The organism is Flavitalea plasmicola, from assembly GCF_030546645.1.
In the GTDB taxonomy this organism is placed as follows: Bacteria; Bacteroidota; Bacteroidia; order Chitinophagales; family Chitinophagaceae; genus Puia.
Map to the genome: position 1 here is coordinate 124680 of NZ_JAUOTO010000001.1, position 16570 is coordinate 141249.

At 50.9% G+C, this 16570-nt stretch carries 11 protein-coding genes; 8 read left to right on the forward strand and 3 right to left on the reverse strand.

The genetic code is table 11. From position 1 onward, the window contains the following. The first annotated feature begins 15 nt into the window (after positions 1–15). The 3 genes from Q4E93_RS00425 to Q4E93_RS00435 all read left to right on the forward strand — a co-directional run bounded on the left by Q4E93_RS00425 (position 16) and on the right by Q4E93_RS00435 (position 1738). The gene (locus Q4E93_RS00425; protein ID WP_303582051.1) at positions 16–804 is read left to right on the forward strand and encodes a helix-turn-helix domain-containing protein; all 789 of its coding nucleotides are present in this window, start codon (positions 16–18) and stop codon (positions 802–804) included. Between the two features lie 99 nt (positions 805–903). Beyond that, positions 904–1320, forward strand: a complete 417-nt coding sequence (locus Q4E93_RS00430) for a DoxX family membrane protein (RefSeq protein ID WP_303582053.1) — start codon at positions 904–906, stop codon at positions 1318–1320. 61 nt (positions 1321–1381) lie between these two features. Next, complete coding sequence (locus Q4E93_RS00435) at positions 1382–1738, forward strand: cupin domain-containing protein (protein ID WP_303582055.1); 357 nt, start codon at positions 1382–1384, stop codon at positions 1736–1738. Positions 1739–1770: 32 nt separating this feature from the next. Here Q4E93_RS00435 and Q4E93_RS00440 read toward each other — a convergent pair whose 3' ends face one another. After that, on the reverse strand, positions 1771–2535 hold the full coding sequence (locus tag Q4E93_RS00440) for a hypothetical protein (protein ID WP_303582057.1): 765 nt from the start codon (positions 2533–2535) through the stop codon (positions 1771–1773). Between the two features lie 225 nt (positions 2536–2760). Between Q4E93_RS00440 and Q4E93_RS00445 the strand changes: the two genes are divergently transcribed. Then, positions 2761–2958 carry a MarR family transcriptional regulator gene (locus Q4E93_RS00445; protein WP_303582059.1) on the forward strand — a complete coding sequence of 66 codons (198 nt, stop codon included), beginning with the start codon at positions 2761–2763 and terminating at the stop codon, positions 2956–2958. A gap of 240 nt (positions 2959–3198) precedes the next feature. Here Q4E93_RS00445 and Q4E93_RS00450 read toward each other — a convergent pair whose 3' ends face one another. Together Q4E93_RS00450 and Q4E93_RS00455 are read right to left on the reverse strand one after the other, a co-directional pair. Next, positions 3199–3813 (reverse strand): response regulator, encoded by a 615-nt coding sequence (locus tag Q4E93_RS00450; protein WP_303582061.1) that lies wholly within the window; start codon positions 3811–3813, stop codon positions 3199–3201. Beyond that, positions 3810–5765 (reverse strand): tetratricopeptide repeat-containing sensor histidine kinase, encoded by a 1956-nt coding sequence (locus tag Q4E93_RS00455; protein WP_303582063.1) that lies wholly within the window; start codon positions 5763–5765, stop codon positions 3810–3812. The genes Q4E93_RS00450 and Q4E93_RS00455 overlap by 4 nt, the downstream gene beginning before the upstream one ends. Before the next feature lie 163 nt (positions 5766–5928). On the opposite strand from Q4E93_RS00455, the gene Q4E93_RS00460 reads away from it, so the two are divergent. From Q4E93_RS00460 to Q4E93_RS00475, 4 genes are all read left to right on the forward strand, one after another. After that, positions 5929–6975, forward strand: coding sequence for a hypothetical protein (locus tag Q4E93_RS00460; RefSeq protein ID WP_303582065.1), 1047 nt, complete (start codon positions 5929–5931; stop codon positions 6973–6975). Between the two features lie 51 nt (positions 6976–7026). Next, on the forward strand, positions 7027–12879 hold the full coding sequence (locus Q4E93_RS00465) for a CARDB domain-containing protein (protein ID WP_303582067.1): 5853 nt from the start codon (positions 7027–7029) through the stop codon (positions 12877–12879). 68 nt (positions 12880–12947) lie between these two features. Further along, a complete protein-coding gene (locus Q4E93_RS00470; RefSeq protein ID WP_303582069.1) occupies positions 12948–14027 on the forward strand; it encodes a 3-oxoacyl-[acyl-carrier-protein] synthase III C-terminal domain-containing protein in 1080 nt (359 codons plus the stop codon). 259 nt (positions 14028–14286) lie between these two features. Next, positions 14287–16536, forward strand: a complete 2250-nt coding sequence (locus Q4E93_RS00475; RefSeq protein WP_303582071.1) for an alpha-N-acetylglucosaminidase — start codon at positions 14287–14289, stop codon at positions 16534–16536. Positions 16537–16570: the final 34 nt, after the last annotated feature.

The following is a 16570-nucleotide window of genomic DNA, read 5'->3' on the forward strand; positions in this document are numbered from 1 at the left end:
CTTTCAATCGAAAAAATGATAGATATAATAACTTTAGAAAAAGCAAAAAAGCTAAGTAAGCCAAGACGTATCATGAAATACGTCTTAATTTATTGCTCTTCAGGGAAATTGAGCATAGCTGTGGATGAAAAGGAACTATTGCTAAAAGGGGGTGAAGTAATCACCATTACATCTGGTCAAATTCATTGTATAGAAAAAGCAGTTAAAGCTAAAGGGTATATACTTGAATTTACGCTGGACTTCTTTTGCAAAAACGACCATGACATTGAATTACTTTTTCACAATGGACTTTTCTGCCATTTTTCAATGAATGAGGTGATTGCAATAAATAGAAGCAACATTGAAAATCAACTAAACGGCATTGCAGAAGAATTAGCAAAACGGCCTTATCAATTTCTCATCTCTATTCATTCGAGAATTGAGCTTATTCTAGTTGAGATCAACAGGGCGAAAGTACAACGGGGAGATGAGATCTGGAAACCCGATGCGTTATTTTTGAAATTCCTGGATGCCGTAAGAAATAATTTTGAGCGGAATTATTCCCTTTCGCAATTTGCAAGATTACTAGGCACTACTGAAATAAAGTTGAACGAACTGGCAAAGCTTCATGCCGGCAAGACCGCCCAAAATGTTATTTATGGACTTATAACCTCAGAAGCAAAAAGGCTGCTTACTTATGGAGATCTGTCAGTAAAGGAGGTGGCCTACCAGCTTGGCTTTAAAGACCCTTTCTATTTCTCTAATTTTTTTAAGAAACACTCAAAACTTTCTCCCAAGTTATATAAAGAAAAGGCTGCCATGTAATATTACATGCTTTTCACAACATTCTCTATTCTCTGGCCTTTTCTTATTTATCATCTTTGTGCCTGATTAATTATTTACAATTCTAAAAAAATCGGGGACATGAAAACCATAGGTATTTCCACTTTCTTGCTACGAATAGCCCTGGCGTCGGGCTTTTTGTCAGCGGTGGCAAGCCGGCTAGGGTTATGGGGTAAAAAATCATCCGGCTGGCATAATTTCTTAGATTACACTGCAGAGGTGAATTCATTTATTCCCAAAGCTTTCATTCCGGCAATTGCTGTTATAAGCACTTTTCTGGAAATAAGTTTAGGCATTTTGCTACTCATTGGTTTCAAAATAAGGTATGCGGCTTATAGTGCTGCTCTTCTCACGCTGCTATTTGCATTTTCCATGACCTATTCATTTGGCATTAAAGAACCATTGGACTATTCCGTATTTGCATTCAGCGCCGGAGCATTTGTATTAGCAAGCATGCCCCATTATCAGTGGAGTGTTGATCAACTGTTAAGCAAATAAAGTCGCTATTACTTAAATATCGTATATTATTCGACTTCGGTGAAGTACAAAAACTAAACATATGAATACTGACATCAACAATTACATCGTCCGAAAGAGCCAGAAAGATTGGCAGCCGCTTATTGAAAATGGAGTTCACTATCCGGGTATCTCCGTAATCTCCCTAAGGTATGATGAGGCTAAGCAACGGTCAACTACAATACTATTGAAATTCGAGCCTGGAGCAGCATATCCATATCACAACCATCCCGGAGGAGAAGAAATATTTGTATTAAGCGGAGAAGTTGTGCTGGAGCATGCAACGCTATCCGAAGGGGACTATTTATATACGCCGGTGAACTTTAAACATTCGGTTACTACCAAAACTGGTTGCACTATGTTATTTGTTATTCCAGAGGAAGTTGAACTTTTGAAATGAAGCAAGAAAGACCTATACAACATTCGAATATTTCATCCGCAATCGTACACATACGTTCTTTTGGTAACTATTCCGCCGGTGGCGATAATTGTTTCTTCTCCGGAAACGATCCGGCCCGCGTTATCAAACGTATAGCTGAAACTTTCTAAGTAACCGACATCCTGCACCGATTTAAGCATATGTTTGCTGGAGGGGAAGATGACCCCATAGGTGGTAAGTGATTCGATGCGCGAGAATTCTGCGTCGGATGCGATTTTGTCCGTGTAATAAGAATACCGTGTTATATTCCCGTGGCCATGGTCGATCGAAGTCATATCTCCATTCGTATAACTATACTTGGCTGTGTCGATCAGATTTCCATGCTGGTCGTAGTAGAGCATATAGCTTATTCGTCCGCTGTCGCCATAAAAATATTCGCTATGGCTTCTGTAGGCGTGATTTATCTCTTCGAACTGCATCGTTACAGGCTGACCATTATCGTTGAGGGTAATCGTATCTACGCCTGGACCGTTGGTGACGTTCGGAGTAGCAACGATCTTATTTCCGTTGTAGTGGAAGACCCAACCGATACTAAGCGAATCCCTTTTTCCCGACAGTACGAACGATATCCTGCCATCCTGGTCGTATGATAGCTCTGTGAAAGAGGTCGAGTAGGCTCCCCTGTTCGTAACGGTGTCATAGTAACCGATGATCTTACAAGATGTGGAGGGATTTCGATGCTCTTTTTTACAGGACAGGATGGTAGCAACGGTCAGCACTATCAGTGCGAATGCGGGTAAGCTTCGTTCGGTTCTCATAGCATCGAAGGTAGCCCCGGCCGAAACTACTTTCGTTCGGAATTAGCCGCTGGCGGAAATGGAGATGCCGGTGCCGGGAATAAGTTAGCGATAGGTATCCAATAATCATTATAACAGAGGGTTTAAATGTCATATGAGAAAATTGTTGAAAATGGGTAGTGGGTTTTCATTCGTTTATTCGGATTGTAATAAGACTTATATCCTCACTTCGTCACAGCTTACCTTATGGCAAGTATTTACTGGTTGACTCAAAACAAAAAAGAAGTAACACAAATCCTGCTTTCAAAAACAGCAAACATTGACAGGATGACCACTTCTACAGTATTAAGAACCCTGCAGGCCAAAGAATATGTTACAAGGGCAGAACACCCTGGCAAATTATTGTCACTTAAGGATTTTAAACAGCATCAAAAAACTTCTTGAAAAATAGTCGCATGACAACGCTTGAAAAACAGATCATAGACACAAGATTTGGCAACCATTACAGCCGAGGACAAAAAAACAATTCCAATGCTCAAAGATTGCCACACCCTTTCAGCACAGCGGGTAGCCGAAGTTTTGGAAGATGGACTGAAGAAAAAAATGCAACCATAAAAGAATTCCGACGAGGTGTAGTTCCACTGCTTGGTTACTTTATTTCACATGAGGCACACCACCGCAGCTTCAGATAAGCCGCATCTGCGCCGCCATCCTGATCAGCGAAGCAGTATTCTTCGCGCCAAACTTGGCCAGCAGGCTTTTACGGTGCGTGTCCACCGTATTGGGGCTGATAAATAGCTTTTCAGCGATTTCATTATTTGTCATTCCCTCCGCAACCAGTTGCAGTACTTCCTTTTCCCGCCGGGTGAGCATTGGGATGGAGGTCTCTGTGTTTTTTTGAAGGGATTGTGCCGCCTCCCCGCTTAAATAGAGCTTCCCCTTCATAACTGTTTCGATGCCCTCCACCAACTCTTCCTGGGTGGCATTTTTCAGCATATAACCCGAAGCCCCGTTCTCCATCATTTTCTGTATGAAGCTTTGCTGGTTGAAAGTGCTGAGGCCGATGATGAACACGCCCGGATATTTGTCCCTGACCTCCTTGCACAGATCGATCCCGCTCTTATCCGGCAGGTTGATATCCATTAATATTACGTCCGGCTGCTGTTTGTGCAGAAAGGCCAGGCAGGAGGCTGCATTAGTGGCATGCCCCATCCATTCGATGCCATTCACGTGGGAGAGCAGGGATTTGATCCCCTCGATGACCATATAGTGGTCATCTACTATAAAAACGCTGGTCATATAGGTAGTTCGATGAGTACTGATACGCCTTTCCCCAGTTCCGATTGCACGTTTATCTCCCCATTCAGGAATTCTACCCGGTTGCGGATATTACTCCAACCGATCCCGCCGGAGTGATCCAGGTTCCGGGTGTCGAATCCTTTGCCGTCGTCCTCCACCGTCACTGTCAACCGCATGTTGGTCTTTATCACCTGTACAATGGCCATTTGCGCACCCGCATGTTTCATAATATTATTCAGCAACTCCTGAACGATACGATAGATGGTGATCGCCTTGGTCTGATCTGCCACCCCATCTTCAAGCCCCTGGGACAGGTAATTCACCTGGAGGGCGCCGGACTTCGTGACATCATGACAAAAGTCCCGGATGGCAGTATCCAGCCCGAATTTGACCAGGGCCTCCGGCATCATATTGTGCGCGACGCGCCGCATCTCCTGGATCGAACTGTCGAGCATGTCCATGCTGCGTTCGAAAGCCTGTACATTCTCAGGCGTCATAAACATGTTTCCTTGTATAGTCATGAATGAAAATTTTATTCCCGACAACATGCCGCCCAGACCATCATGCAGTTCCCGGGCCAGCCGGGTCCTTTCCTGCTCCTCGCCCTTCAGCACCGCCTCTGTGGCCGTCAGGCGCTTCTCCGTCTCCAATTCCGATATCCGTTGCCGCTGCAGCCGCTGCTTCTGCCGGTAGTTGCGGTACAACAGGAGTCCAAGGAGCAGCAAAACGGCAGCCCCGGCGGTGAGGATATAATTGAGCGTGCTCTTCTGCCTGATACTAAGCTCCTGCACCTTCTTTTCCACTTCCAACTGCCGGATCCTGTTCTCTTTTCGCTCCGTCTCATACTTTTTTTCCAGGTTGGCGGATTTTTCCGATAGCGCATCGCCGACCATCTTTTGCAGGATGCTATCGCTTTGCATGTCGTATTTAAACCCTGCCGCCATATTCCGCTCAGCATAGGAAATGCACGATACCAGTCTTAGCAGGTTAGATTGTTCTCTGATATTCCCGGTCTTCGCATTCAGTTCCGCCGCCTTTTGGGCATATTCTTTCGCTTTTGCATAGTTCTTTTCCTGGAGATAGCATACCGCGAGGCCTCTGTATACATGAGCTTCTCCATCCTGCGAACCTACTTTTTTTTGAAGTTCCAGGCAGTGTGGGGCAATTTTTTTCACCTGCTCGAAATTCCCTTCCTGTAAGTAAATGCCCCCGATATCCATCAGGGCATAGGCCTGGATACGGTTGTCCTGCAGATCAATGCCCAATTGCAGCGCTTCCTCCAGGTCGGCCCGGGCCTTTTCGTGCAGATTTTTTGCCTGGTGATTCACAGACATATTGATCAACGACTCGGCAAGGACGGGTTTGAATTTCAATTCCCGGGCCTCTTGTATCGCCTTTTCACCGAATACGATCGCCTTATCGTACTCCGTCTGCCGCTGGTACAATATCTGCAGGGCATTATTCATCTGCATCTCGATCCGTTTGTTACCCTTGGCTTCCATGATAGCCCTCCCTTGCAGGCAATACAGGATAGCATTCTCAAAATCCGACAGATCGCGATAGGCGATCCCCATATTGAACAACGCTATACCAATCTCCAGGGAATCCTTTGACTGCCGGGCCAGGGGGAGCGCCAGCCGGGAATAATACAGCATGGAGTCAAACATGCTCTCTACTATAAAGCTCCCGCCGTAACTGATCAGGCCTTGCACCTGCCCATGCGTAAAACCCAGCTTTTTACTCAGTTCTACTGCCCGATGGTAATAGCCTCTGGCAGACTTCGGATCATTATTCTTAATATTCTCTCCGATGGCCAGGTAGAGCTTTACCGCAGCCGTGTCTTCTTTGGCATGTTGTATCAATTTCAACATGCTGTCCCGGGCCGCCACCTGGCAGATGGCGCGGGGCATAAATACAACGAGCAGGGCGAAAAGGGTCAAGGTCTTGCGCATATGGATATTAAAGTATGGAAATGGTTCGGTATGCCAAATAAAAAGATTTAACTCCTTTTGTGCCATCCCCTTTTTCGGTGATTTTATTTTTTCAATATCCCTGTTTTTGGTGATTGCCTGCCATCGCGGGGTAAGATACTTTTATGGCCTAAAAACAACAACCATGAAGCAGATCTCCTTTCTTCTACTGATTTTAATGGCGGGTTTTCAATCCAAGGCCAAGGTCTGGCGGATCAACAACAATGCGGGCGTAGTGGCCGATTACACCAGTTTCTATGATGCCTGTACGTCCACTGCTGTGGCTGCAGGAGATACGCTGTATGTGGAGCCCAGCACGACAGATTACGCTACCAACAGCTTTACCTTAAGTAAGAGGCTTGTTGTCATAGGCCCAGGTTATTTCCTGGATCCGGCCAATACTACTACTCCCGGCAATGCCGGTCTGCAGGTGGCGAAGATCGACAGCCGCATTGCCTGGTTCAGGGTGGGCGCCGCCGCTGCCGGCAGCGGGTTCCTGGGCGTCACCCTCCAGGGCATCTATCTGACTTCCACCAACAACATCAGTTTCGAGCGGGACCTGTTCACGGGTGGACTTTATTATGAAACGGGCACAGAGGACAATATCAGCATCCGGAAATGCTTCTTCAATGGACAGAATATTTCGGCCGCCAACACCGTCACTGCCACGAACTTCGTCTGTGAGAACTCTATATTCTATAACAATGGCTACATCAGCCTTCCCAACCTCGCGGGTTCCGGCAATATCGTGCGGAATAACAGCAACATCAATGGCGCCAACGGATGGGTCCTGCACAACGCCTACTTCGTGAACAATATTATCGGCTGCTATTCGCAAAGCGATCTCACCAGTTGCACCATCAAGAATAATTTATTCCAGGTCGCTCAGACCCTGCCAGGAACGGCCACCGCCAACCTGGTCAGCCAGGATATGACCACCATCTACGTGGGCGGCGCCACGGGCAGCCTGGATTCCCGGGTGGTCCTGAAATCTGGTTCCCCGGCTATCGCCGCCGGCCTTACCGTCGGCACGGTGTCAAGCCCCGATTGCGGCGCCTATGGAGCGACCGATCCTTACAGGCTATCAGGCATCCCCAATATCCCTTCTATTTATAGCCTGACAGTACCCACTTCCATTCCTTCCGGAACCGCCACTGTGAACATCACCTTCAGCAGCAAAAACAACAACTAGTCTCCGAAGGCCAGTCAATCCTTTGCCGGCGCACCGCCCTAACCTACTACGATGAAAAAATATTTACAACTCCTTTTGGCGTTGGGGCTGGCTTTTGCCGCTCAAGCCCAGGACCCGGCTTACCCCCCGGCGCCTGCCGCACAAGTGAATATCACGTCAGCGGAATATTTTGTCGACAATGACCCCGGGCCGGGTTCCGCCACGGCAATATCCGTCAGCGCGGCCATAGATATCAACAATATCGGCGCTCTCATCAACGTCAACGGATTGAGCAATGGAGTGCACCGGCTGTTCCTGCGGACCAGGAATGCTTCAGGCTACTGGAGCATTACCAATGAGAAGGATTTCCTCTATAGTTCGGATCCCCCCTATGTTACGGCATCGCCTGCCCCGAAGAATATTACCAGGGCGGAGTATTTCATCGACACCGACCCAGGCCCTGGTGCGGGCGTCGCCATCCCCCTCACGGCTGGACTGGACCTGGCGGGTATCACCGTCTCCGTCAACACGGCCAACCTCTCCAACGGAACCCATCGGCTGTATATCCGCAGCGGGAACAACGAGGGCCGCTGGAGCCTTACCGCGGAAAAAGACTTTATCATAAACTTCGATCTCCCTTACCCCCCGGCCCCCGCCGCCGCGAAGAATATCATAGCCGCGGAATATTTCTTTGACACCGATCCGGGCGCCGGCGGCGGCTCGGCCATTGCGGTTACCGCGAGCGTGGACCTGGCCAATCTGTCTGCCACGGTCAGCACGGCGGGTCTCTCCGTTGGCACCCACCGTCTGTATTTCCGAACAAAGAACCTCGATGGTTCATGGAGCCTTACTGCGGAAAAAGATATGATCGTTAACCTGGACTACTCCTATCCCTCTGCCCCCGCCGCCGCGAAGAATATCATAGTCGCAGAATATTTCTTTGACAGCGATCCGGGCGCCGGCAACGGCTCGGCTATTGCGGTTGGCGGGAGCGTGGACCTGGCCAATCTGTCTGCCACGGTCAGCACGGCGGGTCTTTCCGTTGGCACCCACCGTCTCTATTTCCGCACAAAGAACCTCGATGGTTCATGGAGCCTCACTGCGGAAAAAGATATGATCGTTAACCTGGACTACTCCTATCCCCCGGCCCCCGCGGCCACGCAGAACATTGTTCGCGCCGAATACTTTATCGACACCGATCCGGGCGCCGGCAACGCCACGGCCATCGCTCTCACGCCCGGTGTCGACCTTGCCAGTACTTCCATCACCGTTGCCACCGGGAGCCTCTCCGACGGGAAGCATACGTTATACCTACGCACGAAAAACCAGGAAGGACGCTGGAGTCACACAGCAATCGACAGCTTCCATGTAGGCGTGGAGCTGCCTTCCTGGGCCCTCAGTCCCGCCGGCGGCCACGACTATGGTAGTGTACAGACAGGGCAGTCTTCCAGCTTCACTTTCACCATCAACAACACCGGGAGCATTCCCGTAGTGCTGAGTAACGTTCTCAGCACCGACCCGGCCTTTACAACCAGTTTTACCCCGGGCGCCTCTATTCCCGCCGGCGGCTCCATCCACCTGCCTGTGACCTTTACGCCCACGGCTGTCGCCTCGTACAGCAGCCGCATCAGGATCGTCTCCAATGCCGGGGGACCCGATACCGTAACCGTAGTCGTCACGGGCAAAGGTTTTCTGGCCGGCATCCCGCCCGCCCTGAACTATGTGGCCGCAGCGCCTTACGGCGGCATCCGCGGCGTCAACGCCGATGCAGGACAACCGGGATTGTATACCTATAAGATCGTATATAAGTCCGCCGACGGCCGGCCACCCCAGGCACAATATCCCCAACTGGGCATCGACAGGAATGGTGACGGCGATTTCACCGATGCCGGAGAAGGGCGCTATACTATGACAAAGCAGGACACCAGCACGGACTATGCAGCCGGCGTCGTCTTTACCTATTCGGTGAACTTATCGGATTACAGCAGTACGCTTGGTTACCAGTTCTTCGCAGTGGACGACCAGGGCAACGCGGCGGCTTCGGGCAATACCGCCTATAAGAGCGGCCCCATCATCACCTACCAGTTGCTGGACCTGAAAATATTCGCCAGCGACATCTCATTCAGCAAGGCCAACCCCCTGCCGGGCGAAGCGTTCACGCTGACAGCCAATATTAGCAACAGCAGCGCTTATTCTGTCACCAATGTCCCTGTGAAATTCTATAAGGATACCATCCTGCTGGACAGCGCGGTGATCCCCAGCGTGGGCGCTTATAGCAGCGGTACGGTGACGAAGGTCTTCTCCTTTCCTACGGACGGCTTTTATCCTATCAAGGTATGGATCGACAGCGCCCGCACGCTTACTGAATCCAACTATCTCAACAACTACGCCATCCGGCCTGTGAACGTGGGCAAAGTCGTACTGCCCGGAGGGATCAATATCACCACGACAGCCAGCCTCCAATCCTGTCCGCAAGCCCTGCTGATCAGCGGTACGGCGGCGTATTATGGTGCCAGCTCTCCCACAGCCGTAGCAGGTGGGGAAGTGACGATCACCATCGGCACCCGGACTTTCACGACGACGACAGATGCCAACGGCAACTATAGTTACCTGCTGAGTAACCCGGCCTGCGGCGCTGCGCTCGCCTATACGGTGTCGGTCACGGACTTTACTTTTACCAGCCTCCCCAAAGCAAATAGCATTAATATACCATGCCCTGCCGCGAATGCCTGTGCCGTAACGCCTCAACCCGGCGTATCCGTTGCATCCGCTTTCAGCAGCGCTCCCTGCAGCCTGATGAAGGGCGCCACCGGCAGCGTCAATGTCACGGTGACCTACCGTGCCCGCGATATCAATAATATGTGGTCCTTATGGGACAATATTCAGAAAGACACCGTGAAGATCTTCCAGAATGGCGTGCTCATCCAGACATACTGGAGCGCAGATGGCTCCACCAGCCCCGGCGACAGCAAGACCATACCGGTGAATATCAGCCTGGACACCACCGGTCCCAATATCATCACGGCAGAGCAGTCCTATGTCTATGACGAGTTCTTCCAGAACGAGGACAATTTCTATCATGGGGTCTTCACTACCATCACCGGTACCGGAACGACCACCATGCTGGCCGAGGCGAATAGCCCAGACCTTACCATCCAGGGATTTTCACAGACTGGGTTCACCTCCTTCAGTTTTGCCGATGCAAATATTAAATGCGGCGAGGCCGGGCCGCATACGGTGGAGATATGGGATTCCATCCCTGGCGGCGCAAAGAAGCTCATCAAGAGCTATTCGGTGGGAACATTGGCCGGCAGGACGCTGAAGAGTTTTAGCTTCAGCGATTCCACCATGACCATCGGCGACCATTATATCTCCATCGTCACGGATGCAGCCGGAGTAGTGTCGGAGCAGGATGAGACGAATAATGTATTCGAGACCAGGCTGGTGGTCCCCCCGGCGGATCTCACCGTCGGCACGATCAAACCATCCTCTGCTTCGGCAACCATTGGCTCGACAGTGACCTTCAGTGCGACCATTAGGAATTCAGGTAGCCGCACAGGGCCTTTCCAGGTCTCGTTCAGCGCCAACGGCGTGCAGATAGGGTCAACTATCAGCGTAGCCCGGGTCGGCGAAAAGGACAGCATCACGGTACTGTCGGCGCCTTATACCGTAACGACGGCTGAACGCGATTGCCCTGTCGTCATCGAGGTCACCGCAGATGCGACCAATATGGTACCTGAGTCATCCAAGGCCAACAATACCAGTCAGCTACCCTTCGGGTCCGACCTGGCGCCCTACATGCTGTCTTCCGAGGCAGGTTCCGCCGCGAACCCGGTAGTGGTGCGGGTCGGCGCCAATACCGTATTCAGTCCCCTGGTCCGCAACATCGGTTCCCGGGATATCCATGGAGTAACGGTGAGGTACACCCTGAGCGGGGTCCCGATCGGGACCGACAGTATCGGGCTGATCAGGGCCGGCGAACCCTTTGCCTCCCCGGGTTCTTTCAGCTACACTTTTACCACGGCCGGTAACTACACCGTCAAAGTGGAAGCCGACACCGCGAACAGTATTTGCGAGGCCAAAGAAGGAAATAATGCGGGCAATTTCTATATCCGCGTTGTGGAGACCAATCCCGACCTGGAGGTCTTATCCCAGTATATTTCACCCAGCAGCCTCAATCCCAATCCAGGTCAGGCCATCAGTATCGTGGGTACAGTGAAGAATGTAGGGTTGAAGGCCAGCCAGGCCAACGTGATGCGATTCATGGTGGACGATATCCAACTGGGTGCAGACGTGCCGCTGAATGCCTTACAGCCGGGACGCGATACGACGGTGGCTGCCACCGCACCCTATTCCTCTCTCATCACAGGCGTCAAAGTGATGAAGATCGTAGTAGACCCGGGCAATACGCTGGTGGAAGAAAGAGAAGACAATAACCTGGCCACCCGATCGCTGATCGTGGGCGATGCGCCGGACCTTGCCAGGAGCCATGCGGGGGCGATCAGCTTTAACCCTAATGGATTCAGGAAGGGCGACAGCGTGCTCATCTCCTATGCCATTACGAACAATGGCTCGCAACAGGGCTCGGCCTGGGTGCGCTTCCTTATCCTCGACGCAGGCAATGGGCTAACCGCCATGGACAGCGTGCCATTTACCCTGGCCGCAGGAGCCAGTACGGTGGTCAGCAGGAAAATGCTCTTCGGAGTGAACCAGGGTACAGTCATCGCTCAAATCGTGAACAGCAGTCCCATGGAATTCGACCTCTTCAACAACGACGATACCCTCTCTTTCAGCACGGTGGTGAAGTTGAAGGCGCCCATAACTGTCGGCGGCGACCTGGATATGAAAGCCGGCGCGGCAGATTTGTTACCGGGATGGATCGGCGGCAAACTGGTGCTGGGTGACTACGATCTCATCGTCAACGGCAATGTGATAAATTTCGACACGGCACATTTTGTCATCACCGATGGGGGCGGTCGCCTGCGTCTCATCAACGGCAATGCGCTCAATACCTTCCCCGTGGGAACATCCCTCACCAGCCCCAATTTCGTGAAGATCAACAACACGGGAACGCCGGATAATTTCTCCGTACGGGTCTTGCCTTATGTGCTCACGAAGGGCATCAGTGGAGATAGCTTACGTGTCGCTAATGTCAAACGCACCTGGCTCGTGGAAGAACAGACGCCCGGGGGCAGCAATGCCACCCTGGAATTATTCTGGAGCCATGCCGAACAACTGCCCGGCTTCGACAGCAGCCTTGCCAGACTGGCGCATTATTCCGGCTCCTGGCTGCTGGGAGACATCGCCCCTGCCATAGCTGACAGCAACGGGCAATTCAGCAAGTCCCAGGCAGGCTACACCACTTTCTCTCCCTTTACTGTCACTTCGGGTGACGGTAAGGCCTTGCCGCTGCAACTACTGAAATTTACTGTAACGAAGCAAGGCGGAGATGCTGCTATCAATTGGGAGACTTCGGAGGAGGTCAATGTCAGCCGGTTTATCGTACAGCATAGCTCGTCTGGGCAATCCTTCGAAGACATCGGCGAGGAGGCCGCTACTAACAGGCCGGGTGTGAATGACTACGGGTTCCTCCATGCATCCGTAGGGCCTGGCCTTCATTACTATCGCCTCAAACTGGTGGACCTCGACGGAAAGGCGACTTACTCGGAAATAAGGTTTATCCGGGTTGACGCAAACAGGCAGGTACAGGTGTTCCCTAATCCGACAGAGCAGTTTGTAACAGTAGCGGGATTGGAGCCGGGCACACGGGTTGACCTGCTCTCCCTTGACGGGAAGTTGCTGATGCAGTTGCCTGTGACGGGTCCCCGTATGACCATTGACCTTGGCAGGTTCGCCGCTGGAGTCTATCTCATCGGCATCGCGCAGCAGGATCAGATACAATATCAAAAGATCATCAAAAAATAAAGGATTGGTTTGCCTACTGAAAATCATGGAGAACGTCTTATTTAATTCACAATTAGTAAAAAAATCTTATGTCTCAGATCAACGTGGTGATTTCAGGGGTTAGTTCTTTCGTAGCCGAACCTACCAGCATTGACGAATGGGCGGATGCTTACAAGGTTCCCGACCGGCAAACAGAGGGCAGGTTCTTAGATGGTAAAATGGTAGAAAAGATCCTTGGCATCAAATCAAAAAGCTGGGCGCCGGATGTTTTCAGAGATCCCCAGGTGGTTGTAAAGACTACCAAAGAGGCACTGCAAAGAGCTAACGTGGATGCCCGTGACATAGATGCGGCAATTATTATCACCTGTTCGCCCTTCATGGTACAACTGGACCAGGATGCGTTTTTGTTGTACAAGGGCATCGGGCTCAGGGATAATATTGTGCCGATAGTACTCGGGGCAGGTTGTGCCGGATATGCCCGTGCCATGGCGCTGGCTGCTCAAATGATGGCAAAGAAAATATTGCTGATCTCCTATAGCCTGAGCAGCCTGTATACCCAAACAAGCGTGTATAAGAATAATGCTGTCCATCCACTGGGAAAATCCTTATGGATGTCCGCAGCGCTTTTCTCGGATGGGGTGTCCGCCGTTGTGCTGAATAAACAGGACAGGCCCACCGGCTATTCATTTTATTCACGGGATTCGGAAAATTTTGGGCACGAAGAAGGATTTGACGATCCGTTGATCCATTACACCGGCGGCGGTGCCTGGGATCCACCCGGTACGGCCAACTGTGAGGCGTTGTCCTGTTTTGCCATGGCCGGTTCGAAGATCAAAGAATATTATATCAAGGGAATGACGCTGAATCACCGGCAATTGATGGCCCTGCAACCTGATTATTTAACCACGGTAAAAAAAATATACACGCATCAGGCGAGCCCCCAACTGACCAATGCATTCCTGGATACTTTAATAAAAGACCATGGCATCGATCGGGGTAAACTGGGCATTAATGTAGTAAAGTACGGCAACCTGGTAAGCACCAGCACCATCAAGCTGCTGGACGATGATATAGCCTCCGGTGTGGTGGCGCCGGGTGATAAGGTCTGTATTTCGGTGGTCGGGGCAGGGCCTGAGCGCGGAGCTTTTATTGTGCCCGTAATAGGCTGATACCGCCAAGATCCTGAGCAAATGAGAAAAAATCGCTGCGGGTGATCGATGGAAGAACCGGTTATTAACCTAAGCTTCTCATATATTCACCCTTTCATATATAGGTCAGCTATTCCCCGTATTATTGTACGGATGAAGCTCTATGGCTCTGTATGCCTCCCATACTGATGAACTATTGCTAAAGTTGCTGCGTGACAATGATCAAGCCGCTTTTGATAGTCTCTATGGTTTCGGCATTTTTAACCGAATAATTTGATGCATGCTTATTATTTTATCGACAAGGTTGGTAGCGAAATTGACAATTTTCCTCCTGTTCGTGAGTGTATTTATTGGATCTAATGTCCGTGGGGAGCCGCAGTCGCCGGGCGACAAGGCGAATGTCAGGGAAGTCAGGGAAATGATAGAGCGGCTCCTTCCGGGTAAATCAGTTTTTTTTACATTGGAGCTCCTGACCGTTAAGAACGGGAAAGACAGCTTTCTGCTCGCAAGCAGGGGAGACCATATCCTGATCAGCGGGACGAGTGCATTGTCCCTGTCGAAGGGCTTTAACTATTACCTCAATCATTATTGTCATGCCACGGTCGGATGGTATGCGGCGGACCCAGTAATTGTACCTCAATTGCTGCCCAGGGTGGATACTCCGGTCGGGCAGGCCTGCCGTTTTGAAAACCGCTTTTTCCTGAACTACTGTACTTCCGGCTATACGACGCTGTGGTGGAAATGGTCGGATTGGGAGCGGGCGATCGATTGGATGGCGCTCAACGGGATTAATATGCCATTGGCTATCACGGGACAGGAATATATCTGGCAAAGGGTTTGGAAGCGGTTTGGCATGACGGATGAGCAGACGCGCCACTTTTTCACCGGTCCGGCACATTTGCCGTGGCAAAGAATGGGCAACCTGGACAGGTGGCTGGGGCCTCTGCCGCAAAGCTTTATAGACGATCAGTTTGCCCTGCAGCAGAAAATAGTAGCGCGGGAGCGGGGTTTCGGAATGAGGCCGATCCTGCCTGCATTTGCAGGTCATGTGCCCAAAGATCTGAAAAATAAGTATCCCGGCATGAAGATCACGGACCTGGGATCTTATGAGACAGGGCCTGAGAATGACGCGTTCTTTTTGGACCCTATGGACCCTTTGTTTGTAAAAATTCAGCAAGCATACCTGAGCGAGCAGCAAAAGCTATTGGGCACGGACCACTATTATGGCGCGGACCCATTCAATGAGATGGAGCCTCCCAACTGGGAGCCGGACTATCTTGCCAGTGTCTCGAGGACCATCTACAGTGGTATGAAGGCGATCGATCCCCAAGCGGTGTGGGTGCAAATGGGATGGACATTCTATAATGATCGCAGCCATTGGACGAACCCACGGCTGGAGGCGATGATACGGGCCGTACCGCCCAATAAGATGCTGCTGCTGGATTATTTCTGCGAGCAAACTGAGATATGGCGCATGACAGATGGCTTCTTTAATGCTCCTTATGTTTGGTGCTACCTGGGAAATTTCGGCGGGAATACGCAGCTTGCCGCGCCGCTCTTAAATGTAGCTAAAATATTACCTGCCGCGGAGCAGGATCCTAACAGGCGGCAAATGATCGGCATCGGCGCGACGCTCGAAGGCTTTGGCGTCAATGAGTTCATGTTTGAATGGCTATATGATTACGCCTGGAATACGGGCGCCAGGAATGCCGGCGAATGGATCAGGGGCTATGCGGATAGCCGCTGCGGTCATCCCGACCCTGTCATAGAAGCGGCCTGGACGAAACTGCTGCCGGTGGTCTATAATAAACAAGTCTCCGGGGTGGGGTTAGGCAACATTATCCAGTCCAGGCCGATGCTGAAAGGTCATGGATACTATTCCTCATTAAGCAATTACGATTACAGCGCCCTGGCAGGTATCCTTCCCTGTTTCCTGCTGGCGGATTCCCAGTCCAAATCCAACCCGGGTTATCTCCGGGACCTGGCGGTGCTGGAAAAGCAGGTATTGGTCAACCTGGCTGCTTCCTTCCGGGATTCCATAGCGAAGGCCTATTATGCAAAGGATGAAAAGGCGTTTGAGAAATTTGCCGGCCTCTTTTCATTGTTGTGCGATGATGTGGATGCATTGGAAGCTACGCAGCATGAGTTATTGCTTGGATCCTGGATCAAACAGGCGCGGGATTTCGGCGTAACAGAGGCTCAGAAGGATTATTATGAAAAGAACGCGAGGGTATTGATCACTACCTGGGGCGGGGAGGGGAATATGATCACCGATTATGCGGCGAAAGATTGGTCGGGACTGGTGAAATCTTTCTACAAGATGCGCTGGGAGCTGTTTTTTGAAGCCTTGCGCAAGACGATAAAGACCGGCAGCGAACCTGATTTGCAAGCGTTCGACAAGCAGCGGGCGGCATTTGACTGGCAATGGACCAATAAAAGGGGCGGAGACCAGCACTTTTCGGAGAAGCCTGTTGGCGATGTAATAACGATCTGTGAAAGCTTGTATAAGAAGTGGGCTTTGTTCCTTTAATAAAATAGTTGAATCACCCCGCTTGCTTCAGGAA